Source organism: Limnospira sp. (genome assembly GCF_051859755.1).
In the GTDB taxonomy this organism is placed as follows: domain Bacteria; phylum Cyanobacteriota; class Cyanobacteriia; order Cyanobacteriales; family Microcoleaceae; genus Limnospira; species Limnospira fusiformis.
Map to the genome: position 1 here is coordinate 2837 of NZ_JBIMLI010000081.1, position 19164 is coordinate 22000.

13 protein-coding genes are annotated in these 19164 nt (G+C 42.8%); 10 read left to right on the forward strand and 3 right to left on the reverse strand.

Features of this window, described 5'->3' with window-relative positions:
• Positions 1-104 precede the first annotated feature (104 nt).
• Positions 105-1268, forward strand: a complete 1164-nt coding sequence (locus tag ACTIE0_RS14645) for a lactate racemase domain-containing protein (RefSeq protein ID WP_035758710.1) — start codon at positions 105-107, stop codon at positions 1266-1268.
• Here the strand turns inward: ACTIE0_RS14645 and ACTIE0_RS14650 are convergent.
• Positions 1254-2267: an AEC family transporter gene (locus ACTIE0_RS14650; RefSeq protein WP_008057450.1), complete on the reverse strand. Its 1014-nt coding sequence runs from the start codon at positions 2265-2267 to the stop codon at positions 1254-1256. The genes ACTIE0_RS14645 and ACTIE0_RS14650 overlap by 15 nt on opposite strands.
• A gap of 49 nt (positions 2268-2316) precedes the next feature.
• Between ACTIE0_RS14650 and ACTIE0_RS14655 the strand changes: the two genes are divergently transcribed.
• The 6 genes from ACTIE0_RS14655 to ACTIE0_RS14680 all read left to right on the forward strand — a co-directional run bounded on the left by ACTIE0_RS14655 (position 2317) and on the right by ACTIE0_RS14680 (position 10282).
• Complete coding sequence (locus ACTIE0_RS14655; RefSeq protein WP_006621263.1) at positions 2317-3036, forward strand: NAD-dependent epimerase/dehydratase family protein; 720 nt, start codon at positions 2317-2319, stop codon at positions 3034-3036.
• Positions 3029-3559 carry a phosphate-starvation-inducible PsiE family protein gene (locus ACTIE0_RS14660; protein WP_006670944.1) on the forward strand — a complete coding sequence of 177 codons (531 nt, stop codon included), beginning with the start codon at positions 3029-3031 and terminating at the stop codon, positions 3557-3559. The genes ACTIE0_RS14655 and ACTIE0_RS14660 overlap by 8 nt, the downstream gene beginning before the upstream one ends.
• Positions 3560-3784: 225 nt before the next feature.
• Positions 3785-5167 (forward strand): ABC transporter substrate-binding protein, encoded by a 1383-nt coding sequence (locus tag ACTIE0_RS14665; RefSeq protein ID WP_006670943.1) that lies wholly within the window; start codon positions 3785-3787, stop codon positions 5165-5167.
• Between the two features lie 64 nt (positions 5168-5231).
• Positions 5232-8480 (forward strand): response regulator, encoded by a 3249-nt coding sequence (locus ACTIE0_RS14670; RefSeq protein WP_315639500.1) that lies wholly within the window; start codon positions 5232-5234, stop codon positions 8478-8480.
• Entirely contained in the window at positions 8470-9882 is a 1413-nt protein-coding gene (locus ACTIE0_RS14675; protein ID WP_006669861.1) for an adenylate/guanylate cyclase domain-containing protein, read from the forward strand. The genes ACTIE0_RS14670 and ACTIE0_RS14675 overlap by 11 nt, the downstream gene beginning before the upstream one ends.
• Positions 9883-9901: 19 nt before the next feature.
• Positions 9902-10282: a response regulator transcription factor gene (locus ACTIE0_RS14680; protein WP_006621258.1), complete on the forward strand. Its 381-nt coding sequence runs from the start codon at positions 9902-9904 to the stop codon at positions 10280-10282.
• 63 nt (positions 10283-10345) lie between these two features.
• On the opposite strand, the gene ACTIE0_RS14685 is transcribed toward ACTIE0_RS14680, so the two are convergent.
• Positions 10346-11593 (reverse strand): hypothetical protein, encoded by a 1248-nt coding sequence (locus ACTIE0_RS14685; protein WP_006669860.1) that lies wholly within the window; start codon positions 11591-11593, stop codon positions 10346-10348.
• Between the two features lie 328 nt (positions 11594-11921).
• Here ACTIE0_RS14685 and ACTIE0_RS14690 point away from each other — a divergent pair, with 328 nt between their 5' ends.
• Positions 11922-12350: a hypothetical protein gene (locus ACTIE0_RS14690; protein WP_006621256.1), complete on the forward strand. Its 429-nt coding sequence runs from the start codon at positions 11922-11924 to the stop codon at positions 12348-12350.
• A 63-nt stretch (positions 12351-12413) separates the two neighbouring features.
• Positions 12414-14459, forward strand: coding sequence for an ABC1 kinase family protein (locus tag ACTIE0_RS14695; RefSeq protein WP_006621255.1), 2046 nt, complete (start codon positions 12414-12416; stop codon positions 14457-14459).
• Between the two features lie 303 nt (positions 14460-14762).
• On the opposite strand, the gene ACTIE0_RS14700 is transcribed toward ACTIE0_RS14695, so the two are convergent.
• A complete protein-coding gene (locus ACTIE0_RS14700; protein WP_006621253.1) occupies positions 14763-15137 on the reverse strand; it encodes an N-acetyltransferase in 375 nt (124 codons plus the stop codon).
• A 259-nt stretch (positions 15138-15396) separates the two neighbouring features.
• Between ACTIE0_RS14700 and smc the strand changes: the two genes are divergently transcribed.
• Positions 15397-18996, forward strand: a complete 3600-nt coding sequence (gene smc, locus ACTIE0_RS14705; RefSeq protein ID WP_006669859.1) for a chromosome segregation protein SMC — start codon at positions 15397-15399, stop codon at positions 18994-18996.
• The last annotated feature ends 168 nt before the right edge of the window (positions 18997-19164 follow it).

Genomic DNA, 19164 nt, shown 5'->3' on the forward strand with positions numbered 1-19164 from the left:
GGTGTTGGGTTGCACCCAACCTACTTTCATCAGATGACGGTGTTGGGTTGCACCCAACCTACTTTCATGATTTGATGGCGCTAATTGCTGATATTTAAGTGAGTATGAAAATTATCACCCTAGAAACAGTTAGTCTGATTTCTGTTGATGCTATTGTCCGCACAATAACCGATTATTTGTTGTCCATAAATCAACGGTGCGATCGCCTTCTGATTATCTGTGAAGATGTCACCCGTTCCACACCTATTGACCTCTTTTTTTCCCAATTATTAGCCTTTATTAACAGAAGTTTATCCCCAGAAATTACCGTAATCTTTGCCTTGGGAACTCATCGACCGATGACTGAGACCGAAATGCTCAATAAATTGGGAATATCCCCCACAGAGGCTGAACAGATAAACCTGTTAAATCATAATGCCTTTGATGATAGTCATTTAGTCGAAATTGGCGTGATTGATGGGGTCACTGTCAAGTTAAACAGGGTGATGATGAATCAGGATGTCGTCATGTGTTTGGGGAGTGTATTTCCTCATCGAGTTGTGGGATTTTCTGGGGGGACAAAATATCTGTGTCCGGGAATTGCTAATCAAGCCATAATTGATTACACTCACTGGAAAAGTAACCTCTTCCCTACTGAAGAAATTATGGCAAAAGTGGATAACCCAATTAGGGATATATTAGCTCAAGTGGGAGAGTTAGCTACTCAAGCCTTTCCGGCTACTTTCGTTTCCGTTAACTTTGTTACCCTTCCCACTGGTATTGTCGATGTGTTTGTGGGTGATTTACAATCTTCCTATCGTCAGGCGGCCGCACTTAGTGCTAAATTGTTTTTAAAAACTGTTGAACCCTGCGATAAATTGCTGGCTATTGTGGATGACAAAAGTGCCGATTTTTGGCAGGCTGCTAAAGCGGTTTATAACTGTGCAGATATGGTCAGAGATGGGGGAACTTTGGTGGTGAGAGGGAAGTTGGCTGAGGGGATTTCTGCCACCCACGGGGATATTATTAATCAATTCGGTTATGCTATTCCTGAACAGGTGAAAACCTGGGTTGATTCGGGAGAGTTAAATAATCCCCTAGTGGCTAGTCATTTAATTAGGGTTGGGCAGCATTTACAGAGAATTAAGGTGTTTTTGGCATCGGAATATATTGATGAGAAAATGTGCGATCGCATTAATTTAGGCTATCGCGACCCCGCTAGTTTAGACCCCTCGGAATTTGATGCTATTGTTTACCATGCTACCGATTTAATTTTAAGGCGCAAATAGCCATAACCACATCGGGATTGTCATTAATAAACCCACGGAACCTAAAGCTACAGTAGCTACGGATAAATCCTTGTCAAGACCGTAGGCGATCGCATAAATTACCGTAGCAATAGAAGGCGGCATAGCCATTTGGAGAACAATAGCTAATCTCGGTAAACCTGTCACTCCCAAAAACATCAAACCTGTTCCTACTACTAACGGAACTACAATCATTTTAATAGCCAGACAAATTAACGCTTGGCTTAATTTTTGCAGTTTCCCTAATTGACTAAGTTGAATCCCAATCATAATAATCGCTAAGGTGACAATAGACCAAGCCGAAGTTCTTAAACCATTTTCTGCCAGGTCTGGGAGGGGAACATGGCGGAAAAAAAACCCAAACCCAAAACTCCATAAAGCCGGATTTCCGAAAATAATTTGTAGTGGACTTTTCCGACGTTGTGCTAGGGGATTATTCCCATAATTAGCCGAAATCATATAGCCAATGCCGTGAAGTCCGGGACTGGTGGCGAGGGTATTATAAAGGACTGCCCATAAAAAGTATTCAGGACCGATTAAAGACAAGACTACAGGAAAGCCTAAATAAGAGGTATTTCCTACCATCATAGCTAGTAAAAAACTGCCTTGGGTTGGTCGAGTCCAGGCGGTGTCTGGGATGGGTTGATCTGATTTTAAATCGCGAGGGTTAATCAGACCAGAAGCGATCGCTTTAATACGTTCATCACTGATTTCTAATTCCATCCAAAAACGCGCAAAAACTGCCCCAACCAACATAGCAAGCCATCCCGCTATCGGGGAAATCCAAATATATCCAGAGATATCAACTCCCCGCATAAAGGCAATGATACCAAGGGGAACACCAATCCAATAGAGAAACTGGCCTAAATACTTGGATGTACTATCGGGGAGTTTTTTGCCGAGAATAAATCCTAGTAAAGCCCAGCCAATTAAATTGATGTATAATCTAACAATTGGATTTTCTAATAGAGTTAAAATCATGACAGGTTAATGTTAGAATCAGAATGAATTTGACTGGTTGACAAAGGAAATGCGAAAGGTTCTGATTACGGGTGCGGCTGGACAAATTGGCCGATCGCTTCGAGAATTGTTAGCTGGCTGTTACCAATTCCGATGTTTGGATCTTAAACCGATTTCTGGTGCTGATGATGTCATCATAGCCGATATTACTGATTTTGAAGCAGTATCCCAGGCTATGGACGGGGTTGATGGAGTAATTCATTTGGCGAGTAACCCAGACGTACAACAGCCTTGGGAGGATGTCTATCGGGGGGGAATTGCGGGAACTTATAATGTCTTTGAGGCGGCGAGACGGGTGGGGATAAAGCAGTTAATTTATGCTAGTAGTAATCATGTTTCCGGGTGGCGAGAAGTTATGGGAGAGTCCCATATCACCCCGGAAATGGTCGTGAGACCTGATTCTTTATATGGGGTTGGTAAGGCTTTTGGGGAGGCGTTGGCGCAGTTTTTTGTAGACCAATATGGGATGTCGATTATTTGCTTGCGGATTGGTTCATTTTTGCCATATCCTAATAGCGATCGCAGTTTGAAGACTTGGTGTAGTCCCAGAGATTTGGCGCAATTGGTGCAAAAATCTCTAGATCATCAAGATTTGGGTTTTCAGATTTTTTATGGGGTTTCTAACAATACTAATCGGATTTGGAACATTGACAACGCCCGTCAATTGATTGATTATCAACCCCAAGATAATGCCGAATTAAATTATATCACGGATAAACCCAATGTTTAAAAAAAAGTTGCAGCGAATTTTAAATCAGTTTCAAGATGAGAATTTTTTGGGGATGATTCACTGGGTGGAGAATTGCGTCTCTAAAATTTTGTCCGTGGCTTTAATTTTGGTAATCATCGTTTCTCTGGTGGATTTAATTCGGGTGTTGTTAACGGATTTATTTGCTGCCAAGCCAACCGGGTTTTTTGATGCAACTTTAATTGAGATTTTTGGGCTATTCTTGAATATTTTAATTGCTTTGGAGTTGCTGGAAAATATAACAGCTTATTTAAAAAAGCATATTGTTCAAGTTGAGTTAGTGGTGGTGACAGCTTTAATTGCTGTATCCCGAAAGATTATCATTTTTGACACCAATAAATATCAAAAAATCGATGTGATCGCTTTGGCGGGTGCGAGTTTAGCTTTGGCTGCTAGTTATTGGTTAATTCGGACTATGAATGAAGATATTGCCATCAAAAATAAAAGGTTTAACAAGTCTCGCAAATCTCGCCCTGATGAAGAAGAAGACCAAGAACATGAGTAACATCAATTTTATCGGAATTAGACAGGAAGTTAACATTATGTAACTATCCATGTTTATATAGCTTAATATTTCGGAAGATAACTTAACTAAATGATGGGCAATAATCCCCAGCAGCTATGGTATCCAGTCAACTGATCAAATCTTGAGAATCTTAATAGATTCCGTGGTAAAATTGGATATAGTTATGATTTAACTTGACACAATAGTTGTGGGTAGTATTTTACCATGCAAACACGCCAAGAATTTATTAAATATGGTCTTCTGTTCTTCTTATCATTAGGGGTAGTTACCTGTAACGCATCCCCATCGTCTGTGGGTTCTGGTGCTGGGGATAGGCCATTTAGGGTTTGGTGGCAACAGGGTTTTTATCCAGAAGAAACTCAAGAGATTCAGAGATTAGTCCAAGAGTGGGAAAATGAGACCGGAAATCGGGTAGAATTGACCTTCTACAGTGACGCAGATATGCTGAGAGAAACTAATAATGCGATCGCATCAGTTAATCCTCCCGACCTGTTATTTAGCACTGGGAAAGTAGAAACCTTAATCCCTAGTTTAGCGTGGGATAATCAACTGGTTGATCTATCGGATATAATTACTCCCCTGCGAAGCATTTACGATCGCGAAGCCCTGGAATCCGTAGCATACAAGAATTCCCACACCCGACAAACTGGGAAATATGCCGCCCCCCTCAGCCAGCAAACTATTCATATTCACTACTGGAAACCCCTAGTTGAACAAGCCGGATTTAGTAGCGATCGCATTCCTCAAGACTGGGAGGGATTTTGGCAATTTTGGAAAGACATTCAAGACGAATTACGTTCCCAGTGGCAGCAAAATCAAAAGATCTACGCCTTTGGTTTCCCCATGTCTCCCGCCGCCAGTGATACCTACTTCACCTTTGAGCAATTTTTAACAGCCCACAATGTACAATTAATCAGCCCCACAGGACAACTGCAAATTAGGGAACCCCGGGTGCGTCAAGGTCTGATTAACGCCTTGACCGAATACACCAACCTTTATAAAGATGGCTATGTTCCCCCTAGTGCCATCGATTGGGCAAATCCTGATAATAACGTCTCTTTCCTGAGTCGAAATTCAATTTTAACCGCTAACCCATCCCTATCAATTCCCGGTTCCCAGCGTCAGGATACCCAGACCTATTTTCAAGATTTAGTCACCATCGACTGGCCCAACACACTGAATGGCGATCGCCTTAATTCCGTTTCCAGTGTCAAAATGGTTGTTATATTTAAAGAGTCCCCCAATCAGGAACAAGCCAAAAGTCTACTATCCTATCTAATTCAACCAGAGAACTTAGGTTCCTATCTCCAGGGTGCTCAAGGACGCTATTTTCCGGTAATGCCAAAACTATTAGAAGATCCATTTTGGACAAATCCTGAAGATCCGCATATTTCAGCGTCTGTTCAGCAATATCAGCAAGCTAGGCCATTTGCACAATCATTTAATCCGGCTTATTCTCAAGTGCTATCGGATAATATTTGGGGTCAGGTGATCCGTGCTATTGTAGCTGATGGTATCTCACCAGAACAGGCAGCCGATCGGGCGATCGCTCAAATTGAGGGAATTTTCTCCAATTGGGAGCAATAATAGTTTATGGCCCACCATAGGAACCCTAATCAGGTTATAGCCAGAGTCTCCATGAGGTAAACAAATGAAACTCCTCAATCAAAGCCTACTGTCAAAATTGGTGGGTTACTTTTTTCTACTTTCCGGTGTCACCGTTGGGCTGGTTAGCTTTACTGTTAATATCCGCGCGCGGGAGTCCCTGAAACAATCAGTTTTTGAACGATTGCAAGTCGCCACCTCCCTTAAAGCCCATCAGGTCAACAAATGGGCCGAAAATCAACGCCGAGAAACCCTAGCTACAGCTAGTAACTTAACCGTCAGGACTCAAGCCGCAATTCTGGTAGACCCCAACGCCACACAAGCCCAAAAAGCCCAAGCCCAAGAGATCATCAACCAAGAATTAACTCACCTCCTCGCCCTGAAACCCGAAATTGATCGCATTTCCCTACTGACTACCGCCGGAATTATCATCTATTCTACCGACCCCACCATTATCGGAAACTATCAACCTCTAGGTAATACCACTACCTATTTTGAAAGCATGGAGTCAGGCGATCGAGTCCGTCCTAATTTTTACACCTCCACCAAAACTGGGCGACCCATGATCACCCTAGCCGCCCCCGTTTTTCGTCCTACCTCTTCCACTAGCGCCACCCTCGATATACCAGAGTTAGACGATATCCTTGCTATTCAAACCCTGTTGGCTAACGGAGGGTTTTATAATGGTTCCATTGATAATATATGGGGTCTGCAAACCCAAACAGCGATCGAAAACGCTCAAAATGCCTATGGACTCCCAGTAACTGGACAACCCGATCGCCCTACCCTAGAACAATTGGTGCAATCAGCCAACAATATTAATTTACCCCCAGAAAATCAACGTATAGCCGTCATTGCACTAGATTTGAACCTGAATAGCATCGATGAAATTATCCGAAAAAGGGCGGGTTTAGGAAACAGTGGCGAAACTTATTTGGTCGGTCGTTTAGAAAGCCAAAGCGCTTTGATTTCTAGTCACCAAATCGGAGAAGAAAAACTGATCCAAGCTGTTAGCAGTCCCGGAATTGATGCAGCTTTGCGGGGAGAAACCGGAGAGGGTATTTATCGCAATTATGATGGTATTCCCGTGATTGGGGTATATACCTGGTTAGAGAAGCAAAATTTGGCTTTGATTGCCGAAATGGAACAACAAGAAGCCTTTGCTCCCGCTAATCGACTTGCTAAAGATATCTTGTTACTAGGGTTGACTTCCATCAGTTTACTGTTGATTGCTGTCTATCTGTTAACCAGGAAAATTACCCAGCCCATTCTGGCGATTACTGAGACTGCGTTAAAAGTTTCTGATGGCAACTTTGACTGTCAAGCACCCGTTTTAACTCAAGACGAAATTGGGATTTTGGCTCGGACTTTTAATCAGATGATTACTGATATCAAAGAGTTTAATCAACAGTTATCTGATGCTAATCAATATTTAGAAGAAAGGGTGAAAATGGCTACCGTTGAACTTCAGGAAACTTTGGCTAATCTGACTTCAATTATTGACCACATTGCTGATGGATTGTTAGTCACTGATACCGAAGGTAAAATTACTCGCACTAATCCCGCTTTGGCTAATTTGTTTGATTTGGGAGATGTGGATATACGCGGTAAATTGTGCAGCGAAGCCTTTGATGGGGATGTGATGGATTTGCTTTTGCAGTCTAAAGCTAAACCTCTGGATGCTTTCGGGGGAGAGGTGAAATTAGAAGGCGATCGCATTGGTCAAGCCGTCGCTAAGGGTGTACTTAAACAGGTATCTTCCCCATCAGGTTCAGAAGAATTAATATATATTGGTTCAGTCGTATTATTTAGGGATATTACAGCCGAAAAAGAAATAGATCGGATGAAAACTGATTTTATCTCCACCGTATCCCACGAATTAAGAACACCTTTAACCTCTGTTTTGGGGTTTGCTAAATTGATTCAGAAAAAACTCGATGATGTGATTTTACCCTTCATTAAAACTGATGACAAGAAAATCAATAGAGCCGTTAATCAAGTCGCTAGTAATGTAGATATTATTGTTTCCGAAGGCATACGATTAACCAATCTAATTAATGATGTGCTTGATATTGCTAAAATGGAAGCTGGTAAGACCGAATGGCATATAGAACCCTTATCTATCAAAACCGTAGTAGAACGAGCCATATCTGCCACTACTTCTTTATTTAATAACAAGCCAATTAAATTAATTGTTAATATTCCCGAAAATCTCCCCGATATTATGGGAGACAATGATAAATTAATGCAGGTTTTTATTAACTTAATTTCTAATGCTGTAAAATTCACAGAAACAGGTAATGTAACATTAAAATTAATGGCGGTCAAGTCCGCGATTAAGGTGTCCGTAAAAGACACAGGTTGTGGTATTGATGCTGCTGATAGAGAACAGGTTTTCGAGAAGTTTAAACAGGTAGGTAATACCCTAACTAATAAACCGCAAGGAACTGGTTTAGGCTTGCCAATTTGCCAAGAAATTATCCAGCATCACGGCGGGTCGATTTGGGTAGAAAGTCAGGTGGGAGTGGGTAGTACCTTTTATTTTACCTTGCCTTTACCTGACGTTAAAGACATTGAAAACGCTGTTAAAACCCTCGATTTACAATCTTTAATTAATCACCTAACTAATGAAAAATATCAGGATAATCAGTCCATAGGAGAACATAAAAAGACTATTTTAATCGTGGATGATGACCCAAGTATTAGAGAGTTATTGCGTCAAGAATTAGATGCCGAAGGCTATAATGTCCGCTTGGCAAAAGATGGTCGAGAAGCCATTAGTCAAATTAAACAAAATCCACCAGATTTAGTAATTCTTGATATTATTATGCCGGAGATTAATGGTTTTGATGTGGCGGCTATTTTAAAACATGACCCGGAAACTCAGCATATTCCTATTTTGGTTGTCTCCGCTGATGACTCAGTTAGTCGTGGCTATCAGGTAGGGGTTGATAAATACCTAACTAAGCCAGTGGCTCAAGAAACTTTATTACAAGAAGTTAAATCTTTGTTTGCTCGTGGAGAGTCTCCTAAACGGGTGTTAATTGTCGATCGCGATATTTCTACCCTTGAGATTTTAAATGAAGTCCTAAAAACTCAAGGTTATCTTGTATCTCAGACCCAAGGGGAGGAAGAGTTTTTGCCTCAAATTCGAGCCATGAAACCAGATTTAGTTATTGCTAATGCGGAATTTTCCAAAAAGTATAATTTAGTCCGTAGTTTTAAGTTTGAAAAAGAACTAGCTAATATCTTTCTATTTTTGTTAGAAGACTCCCGTAGCAACCATGAAGATTAAACTTAAACAAATTTTACGTTTTCCTGATATTGCCTCAATTATCGATGAAATGATTAAGTTGAATAATGGCTCGATTTCTATTTTTGACCATGAGGGTAATTGTCTATTGGGGAACCTTCAACCACTCCCTACAGAAACTTATCCGATTTTACTTCATAATCAATCTATTGGTTGGGTGGAAGGCGATCGACAAGCCGCCACAGTCGCTTCCCTCCTCACTTATTTAGTTAATCGAGAATGGGAACGGAAAACTTTGGCTCATGAAACCTTGGAAAGGTACAAGGAAATTAATCTGCTTTACCGAATTTCGGAAAAATTGAGTGCCGTTTTGGATAATAAATCTTTGGCTTTACTGATTTTAGAAGAAGCTATGCAAGCCATTCGAGCTACTGGCGGTTTTGTGATGACTTGTAATCAGGACAATCCACCAAATCAACAGTGTCAAATGATTGTAGTATCTGGTGAATCTTCTCAACTGAGTTATCCCTTGGCTGAGAAAATTGCCGATGCTATTTTTGATTTTACTCAGCCGGAAATTATTAATAATATTGCTTATGATTTTCGCTTTGCTTTCATGGCTTCCCAAATATCGGCTCTGTTATTTTCGCCTCTCAAACATCAAAACCGGATTTTGGGGTTTATTGTTTTATTCAGCACTCAATCTGTCTCCTATAATGCTAGTGACTTAAAGCTATTGACAGCGATCGCATCTCAGGCGGCTAATGCTATTGAAAATATCCGATTTCATGAATATCGATTGCAGGAAGAACGGATTAAAAGCAACTTGGAAAGATATATGTCACCTCAGTTAGTCGAGGCTGTCATTAACTCCAAAGATGAAAATTTGCTGAAAAACTGCCGCAAAAATTTAGTGATTTTATTTGCTGATATCCGCGATTTTACCACTAAGTGCGAAGAATTGCCACCGGAAAAAATTGTCGAATATTTGAATATTTATTTTGAAGAGATGGTTAATGTCATTTTTGAACATGGGGGGACTGTCAATAAGTTTGTCGGAGATATGATGGTTTGTATGTTTGGCGCTCCCGCTAGTCTGACTAATTGTGAACAACGAGCCATAGAAGCCGCCATTGGAATGCAAAATCGCTTACAAGAAATCTCTAATCATTGGATTCGAGACAATTTTCATACCGGAATTGGTATTAGTTCCGGCGAGGTGGTGGTTGGGAATATTGGCTCACCCCATCACGTTGATTATACTGCGATCGGAGATGAGGTTAATGTGGCCTCTCGATTACAATCTTTGGCCAAGGGTAGACAAATACTGGTAGGACGTAGTATATATGATGCAACACAAAATGATTTCTCTTTTAAAGAGGTGGGTATTGTTAAGCTCAAAGGTAAAAAAAATAAGATAGAAGTCTTTGAAGTGTTATATTGAGGAGTTTAGGGAAAAGCTGATGTCACCAAGTATTTTAATTGTAGATGATGAACCTCATATCAGGCTATTGCTTCAACAAACTTTGGAAGAACTAGAAGATGAGGGTGTAGAATTATTAATTGCTGATAATGGTGAGGCGGCGTTAGCCATTATCAAAGAACAAAAGCCGGATTTAATTTTTCTGGATGTGATGATGCCGAAAATGAATGGTTTTGATGTCTGTAACGCCGTCAAAAATGAACTGGGATTATCTGATGTTTTTGTGATTATGCTCACTGCTAAAGGTCAGGAATTTGATAAACAACAGGGTGAAAAGGTGGGAGCCAATTTGTATATGACTAAGCCTTTTGACCCTGATGAAGTCCTAGAAAAGTCCATGGAAATCCTAGGGATGTGTTAACCGCTAATCACGCGGACTTTAGCACCTAACCCCTAACTAAAAAAAATAGATTCCCACTTGCTCTTAACTATCTAAGTTGAGAGTTTGTTTAATTTGATCAATGCAATTATCAGGATTCACAATGGTTAAGCCTCGCAGTGTAGTCAGATCTCCTGTTTGTTGTGTATCTGCTTGTAATAATACCATCATCGACGATTCTTTCGGTAATTCTAGGGAATTTCTATGATTCTCATAGGTACTGATAGTCGGGTTATAATTTTTACCTGATTTGCATTCAACCCAGAGAACTTGTTGGTTAACCCAAAATAGAAAATCTAACTCAAATACATTTCCATTCGCAAATTCTAGCTTGGGATTAATTAAGCACTGATAGCTCAGATTATACTCATTAAATAAATTGGTGATTTTGTGGTAAATAAACCTCTCAAACCAAATACCATTAAAGAAATTGATGATTTGTCCTTGGGGGTCAACTTGACCGGAAATGGTTCTAGTATTTTTATTATAGTGATAGGTTGACAGAAAGCTGAGACGACTTAGCCTATTACATAATTGTGTCGATTGCGATATCTCTGGTTGACTGCTATTTGATAAGTTGAGATGAAAAGGACTTCGGCTACAAATACTCTGGACGATCGCTTGATGTAATTGGCTTAAATTTTGGTAGTTATTACCAATGATATCAGCTAGTTGATTTAGCACATCATCTGAAGCACTCGGTTGATTACTACTGTTAACTTTAATCTCCAGTTTTTCTAGCCAGTTAATTAATTCGGTCGGTTCTTGGTTGGTTTTTACGGGTTCAGGTGAAGGAATCTTAGGTTCTAATACCTGCAACACTCTTTCTAATTGGGATGAAATTTCAGACAGACGGTTAATTTCAGTTTTGACAGATTCGTGTAACTGTTCCAAGTCTTGTTTCAGAGGGAGTAAGTCGGAAGTCTTACCGTTTATTTGTGGTGCGGTAATAGCCCGAGGGGAGTTGGCTCCTAGGGGGATTACATTGTCAGTCTTCTTCTGCTCAACTTCGACTCGATAAACTAATTTCCAACGACCTTCATTCGTCTTATAGATTTTTATATAGTTAATAGACTGTAAGTTAAACTTGCTGGCTTCCACATACTTATAAACAGCATCCCCTACGGTTTTTCCTCCCAGTTGGGAAGATTCTAAAAATAACTTAATGTCTCCTTGAACACAGTCAAACTTTACCCGAATACCTTTCGATTCTAGTTTGTTTTTAATTAATGTAGCGATCGCATTAATATCTCCTTGTTTGGCTAGGTCTAAAACCGAGAAAGCCGTACTCATCCTAAGAGTCCTCGTTAATTGGGCTGTTAGCAACAACTGTCTACTGTTGCCAGTAAATTTATTTTAAGCCGCATACCATAAACTAGACAATGTGGAAATTACGGAAAATTCCCTAGTCCAATCTGCTTATATGGTTCAACTAATCCGCAATAATACTGATTGATATGGCTACAGTATTGATAATAAATGATTAGTCATTCCTGCCAAAAATTAAATATTATTAAAGATTTGAATCTCCCCGACATCATCTTTTTTAAGCTAAAATAATCAATAGGAGTCAGAAATTCTCCCAATTGGCAACGATGAAGGGCAACCAGGAACAAAAATTATGGCTTCCGAAAACCAAGTGAAACAATACCTAGCCTACTGGTTTCAGTTAGGCAAAAAAGTTGTCCTGAATAACGGCAACCAAACTCAACTACCATTACCGACGATTACAGGCGATCGCTATAGCCGAGAATTTGAGAAGTGCTGGGAACAAATTTTAAGTCCAGAGTCTGGCGACTGCTACCTAGAGGGAACCAATGAGACCATAGCAGAACTGCTGACACCAGAATGGGAAATCATCGACTGTGCTAGGTGTGCAATTCCTATCCCGGTCCGCACCCACGGTATGCCAACACCCTGCTGTCCCTGTTTTGACTTAAAAGATTGGCCAAACTCCGAATCACCTCCTCCTAGGCTTCCCGTCAACAGTCGTTGTCATTTACTTAATCTATGTCATAGATTGATGCGAGAGTCAATTCAACACGGTTAGAACTTTAGCTGAAAATTTGTTACGATAGTTTACAATCAACATCAGACCCTAACCAAGATTGACATGACAGCTAAACCAGTGTTGCCTACATTGTCCGAGGCTGACTCCAACTCACTAACGCCGAAAGCACTCGAAACCGAGGCTATTGATGTGAACTACTCGGAAACCATAGATACACCAGCCAACTCGGAGGATGTCTTATTGCGTTATGACCCCGAAGCGATCGCCAATCATTATCGTTCGCGGATTTTTGAGGTTTGGGGTCGCCTGTTGTCAATTATCTGGAAACTAGGATTCTGGTATTGGGGAATTTGGAGCGATCGCCGATTTGCTAGAGGCGATCGTAATCAGCGAAAACGAGCCATTCAACTGCGAAACCTGCTAACCGAACTCGGTCCAGCCTTCATCAAAATCGGACAAGCCTTATCAACCCGTCCTGATTTAGTACCGCCACTATATCTTGAGGAATTAACCAAACTCCAGGACCAATTACCCCCCTTCCCCAACGAAGTAGCCTATCGGTTTATTGAAGAGGAATTAGGCGCGCGACCAGAAAACATCTATGCTGAACTTAGCCGCGACCCCCTCGCCGCCGCGTCCCTGGGACAAGTTTATAAAGGCAAACTGAAAACAGGTGAAACCGTAGCCGTCAAAGTTCAGCGTCCTGACCTGTGCGAAAGAATAGGACTAGATATTTATATTCTGCGAACTTTGGCAATTTGGGCGAATAATAACTTGAAATTTATTCGCAGCGACTTAGTAGCGATTATGGATGAGTTGGGGAGTCGCATTTATGAAGAAATGGACTACAACCAAGAAGGTCATAATGCGGAACGCTTCCAAGAACTCTACGGACATTTAAAAGATATTTATGTACCCCGTATCTATTGGGAATATACCGGACGGCGGGTGCTAACAATGGAGTGGGTGACGGGAACCAAACTCACGAATTTAGAAGAAATTGCGGCTCAGGGAATTGATGCTCGTTATTTGATTGAAGTGGGGGTGCAATGTTCCCTCCGTCAACTCCTAGAACATGGCTTTTTTCATGCTGACCCTCACCCCGGAAACTTGCTGGCTAGTCCAGATGGCAAGTTAGTTTATCTCGATTTCGGGATGATGAGCGAGGTTAAACCCTATCAGCGTTATGGTCTACTAGAAGCAGTGGTGCATCTAGTTAATCGGGATTTTGAAGGTTTAGCCAACGACTATGTAAAACTGGAGTTTTTGAGTCCTGACACTGACCTAACCCCGATTATCCCAGCTTTAGGGGAAGTTTTTAATAATGCTTTGGGTGCTAGTGTAGCCGAGTTGAATTTTAAAAGCATTACCGATGAACTTTCGGCTTTGATGTATGAGTACCCGTTTAAGGTTCCGGCTTATTATGCGCTAATTATCCGATCGCTGGTAACTTTAGAGGGAATTGCGATTAATGTAGACCCCAATTTTAAGGTTCTCAGCAAAGCCTATCCCTATGTAGCGAAACGCTTGTTAAGTGACCCATCGCCAGAGTTGCGAACTTCTCTGCGCCTACTACTATTTAAAGATGGTTCCTTCCGGTGGAATCGTTTGGAAAATTTGCTGAAAAATGCTAAAAATAGCGATGATTATGATATCAATAAGGTTCTGGATCAGACTTTAGATTTCCTGTTCTCGGAAAGAGGAGAGTTTATCCGAGAAAATCTGGCGCGGGAACTGGTTAATAATATTGATTTGGCTTCCCAAAGTGCGATCGCTAAAGCACAAAGGACTATTGCTCAATGGATGGGGGTTAAGACTAAAACACCGGTCAAGCCAGTATCAGAAACTGACAGCAAAAATCTTGATCATGTTCAGCGGATTATTGCTATTCTTCAGGAAACTAAAGGTTTCGACCCCATGCTATTAGTCCAGCGGGTTCCAAACTTATTAGGAAAACCGGAAGTCCGAGATTTGAGTCAGCAGGTCGCGGGAGATTTAGCACAAAGAGCGATCGCTCGTCTCCTTCGAGAGATGTTAGCCTCGGATGAATCTAACCCCGCATCCCAAAACGGAAATTCGGCTAAACCCGCTGAGGTTAAACCTTTCCCACAATTATCTCTCCCCGCCGCCTTTCGGTTTGATAATTAATGATTAATTGACCCGCCCTATTATCACAGGTAATTACAATGACGACTAACTAACCAAATTAATGTCGTGTTTTATATCTGCAATCCAATTAAAAATCGAGTCATCAGGATTGCAGTTATAGACCTCTGAATATAAGTCGCGGATTAACTGCTGTACAAGGGTTTGGGGTAACTTGTCATGATGTTTTTCGCCGATAATCATTAACATCATTTCGGTGGTTGTAGTGCCATCTAAGGCAGGAAAAATGTAGATAATATCCTGAAATATCTTAGCGCCTAACCTTCGATAAAAGGCAACGCGGCGCTATTTTAACTGGCGATTTTCGCCAAAATCTGGATGTTCCACCTCTAGGATAAGTGATTTATCATCCTGTTGAACCACATTGATAATATACTCTAAAAACCGAGAACCGATTTTAATGTTTCTTAAATGGGGAACGGTGGCTAAATATCCTAACAAAACAAATTCGGAATTTGGCAGAGGATGGACAATGGACATCAGGGCAAATTCTTGCTGATAATATCCCCCCCATAGTTGAATATTGCCTAACTTGAGCGACCGGGATATGATGGGAATGGGGATGATTTCCTGGGGTAAAAAACTCTGTTGATAGAGTGCGATCGCCTTGGCAAAATCAGGATTTTCGAGGGTAATTTGTTGGAACTCGACCTCGGACATACTAATCAATTAACTCCCAGTTGATATCCTACTTAATCGAAGAAACCCCTTGAAACAGTAAAATGAGACCCCCGACCAAAATAGCGATCGCCAAAAAGCCGATAATCCCATCAAGTAGGGCCGTATCTTCCATAATCTACCTTCCTAGCCTTTCACAGGTCCCCATGTTAGCACGATTACGGAAAAAGCCACTAACCATATATGCTACCCTAATGGGTAAACCCCTATAATACCTGATTGGCAATCTTAACCAGCCTCAATGGTTCACATTAAGCGCGTGGAACTTACCAACTTTAAATCCTTCGGTGGCACTACATCAATTCCCCTGCTACCGGGGTTTACTGTGGTGTCTGGACCGAATGGTTCTGGGAAATCCAACATTCTTGATGCTCTATTATTCGCGCTAGGTCTGTCTTCCTCGAAAGGAATGCGCGCGGAAAGATTACCTGATTTGGTGAATAATTCCCAAAGCCGGAAAACGACGGTAGAAACTCGGGTTACGGTTACCTTTGACCTATCAGACCTAACATTTGCAGAACTAGAAGAGGAACCGACGGAACTGGAAGGGGAGGGAGAAACGGGAGCAAGGGGACTGGTAGCTGAGGGGGAATGGAGTGTGACCCGGAAATTGCGGGTGACGAAACAGGGAACTTATACCTCCACCTACTACATTAATGGGGAACCCTGTACGCAAACAGAACTACACGAACAACTAAACCGTCTGCGGATCTACCCAGAAGGTTATAACGTGGTGCTTCAGGGAGACGTGACGGGTATTATCACGATGAAACCCAGGGAAAGGCGGGAAATTATCGACGAACTGGCGGGAGTGGCACAATTCGATCGCAAAATTGTTCTAGCGCGGGAAAAACTGGATACAGTGAAGGAACGGGAGGAACGTAGCCGCATAGTTGAACAGGAACTTATTAGCCAACGCGATCGCCTAGCGAAGGACCGCGCCCAAGCTATGAAATATCAGCAACTCAAAGCTGAATTACAGGAAAAAAGCCTTTGGTGGGCGGTACTAAACTATCAAACCCTACAACAACAACTCTGGCGGTACAGGGAACAAATAGAAGCAGGCGATCGCAGTCATAGTGAATTGACGGAACAATTCCAGTTGCAGCAAAGCCAAATTAAACAAGCAACCACTACCCTGGAAGCATTAAACGCTCTAGTAAAAGCCATGGGGGAAGAGGAACTGCTGCAACTCCAGTCTACCCTGGCTACCCAGGAAGCGGAATTGGCTTCTCAGCAGCAAAGGCGGCGGGAATTGGAAACGGCGGCGCAAAAGGCGAGTGAGCAGCTCGGACAAACTCAAGCGGCTATTGAAGAACATAGCCAAACCCTGGCTAATTTGCAAGCCCAAAAAAAGACGGAAACCGAGTTAGAACAACAACGGGAAAGCGATCGCCATGTGGCAGAAACTAGCCTTAACCAAACCCGTAGGGAAGCGGACCAAATAGCCAACCAAGCGGAAAGTTGGATGGTACAACAGACGGACCTACACCGCCAAATAGAAGCCTTGCAAAAAAGCCTGAACCCCCAAAAGACAGAACAAGCGAGACTGCGGGAGAGGGCGGAACAGTTGGCGCGCCAAACCCAGGAAAGGGAACAGGCGCTAGAATCTTTACAAGGGGAATTAACTACCCACCAGCAAACCCTGCAAAGGGCAACCAGTGGGGTTAGCGAGGCGACGGCTCAGGTAGAGTCTCTCTCGCGGATAGTTACGGCGGTAGAAGAAGATCTGTCTGTCCAACAAGACACCCTTAACCGCTTATTAGAAGAACAGCGGGAACGTCAACGCAAGCTAGACCGCCTAGAAGCTGAACAACAAGCCCGAGCGGAGGCGGCGGGGACCTATGCGACCATGGCGATTCAAAAAGCGGGGTTAACTGGGGTCTGTGGTTTGGTCTGTCAGTTGGGGAGGGTAGAGCCTCAATACCAACTAGCCCTAGAAATTGCGGCGGGAGGTAGATTAGGGCATATAGTGGTGGAAGATGATACGGTGGCGGCGGAAGCGATCGCCCTGTTGAAACGACAAAAAGCCGGACGGGCTACGTTTCTCCCCCTCAACAAAATCAGACCATCATCAGAGAGAATGGAAACGGACACCCTGGCGACTCTGGATGGCTTAGTAGACCTGGCAGTAAATTTAATTGAATACGATCGCCCTTATCATGGCATTTTCCGATATGTGTTTGGCACAACCTTAGTATTTAAGTCCCTAAATCAAGCCCGGCGCTATCTGGGACAATATCGGATGGTGACATTAGATGGGGAATTGTTAGAATCTAGTGGAGCCATGACCGGGGGCAGTAGCACATCCCGTTCTAGCCTACACTTTGGCAGTGCAGATAATCAACTTAGAGCCGCCACTGGTGCGATCGCCTCTCTCAAAGAAAGATTAGCGGAAATAGAACGTATCCTCACCCGTTGCCATCAAGCTATTACAGAAGGCACACAAACTGTTAAACAACGTTCTGCGGAATTAATCGAGGCTAAACAAAATCTGCGAGAGGCTACCCAACAGGTGGCTCAAGTCCAGTCGCAAATTGTGGCTATCACCACCACCATAGAACAAACACGATCGCAACTAAACACCGCCCAGCAAGAATTATCCACCGCCAGGGAACGTCTAGCAGCACTAGATAGCACCATTCCCGCCGCAGAACAACAACTACAAAGCGATCGGGAAACCCTAGCCCAATTGGAAAGAACCAACAGCCACACGGAATGGCAACAGATACAAGTTCGCCTCCGCCAACAAGAAGCGCACCTACAAGCCCAAGAAACGGCTCTGCGAGAGGTTCAACAGCGGTTAGGGTACATTGAGACCACTACAGCCGCCCTGGGCGAAAAATTAGCAGCCGACCATCTCCGCGCCGCCGACTTCCAGCAGCAGCAACAGTCCCTTAACCAACAAATCACCGACACCCAAAACCGCATCACCACCATCAATAGCCAAATTAGCCAAACCCGCGCAGCCATCTCCCAGGTTGAGCAACGTTTGGGAACCGCCAAACAAGAACGCGATCGCGCCGAAGCACAACTACGGGAAATGCAAACCGCCCAGTCGCAGTTGGAATGGCAGATCCAGAAACTTGAGGAAACCCAACAGGGACGGCGTGAACAACTGAACATTAAACAGCAACAGCTAGAGACCCAAAAAGCTGAACTTCCCGACCCACTACCGACCATTCCCGAAAAACTGGATCTAGCTACCCTCCAACGAGAGATTAAATCCCTGACCAAGCGGATGGAAGATCTAGAACCTGTGAATATGTTAGCCTTGGAAGAGTACGAGCATACTACTACCCGCCTAGAGGAGTTAAGCCAAAAATTGGCTACCCTACACGGGGAGAGGACAGAGCTACTATTACGCATTGAAAACTTTACGACTCTCCGCCGTCGCGCTTTTCAGGAAGCCTTTGATGCAGTTAACCAAAACTTCCAAACCATTTTTGCCGAATTGTCGGAGGGAGATGGATATTTACAAATTGATGACCCAGAAGACCCCTTTAATAGCGGTCTAAATTTAGTGGCTCACCCCAAGGGTAAGCCTGTACAGCGACTAACTTCTATGTCGGGAGGGGAGAAGTCCCTAACGGCGCTAAGTTTTATTTTTGCCCTCCAGCGTTACCGACCCTCCCCATTTTATGCCTTCGATGAGGTGGATATGTTCTTGGACGGAGCGAATGTGGAGCGATTAGCTAAAATGATTAAAGGACAAGCAGAACAAGCCCAGTTTATTGTGGTTAGTCTGCGTCGCCCCATGATGGAAGCCTCCCAGCGCACCATTGGGGTCACACAAGCTAGGGGGGCTTATACTCAGGTTCTGGGTATCAAATTATCGTAAGTGTTTTTAGAGGTAAGGCGATCGCACCGGGTCGGTTGGGTGGAGTATGGGAACCCAACACCAACATCTCTCATTTAGTAGGTTGGGTTTCACCCAACACCAACATCTCTCATTTAGTAGGTTGGGTTTCACCCAACACCAACATCTCTCATTTAGTAGGTTGGGTTT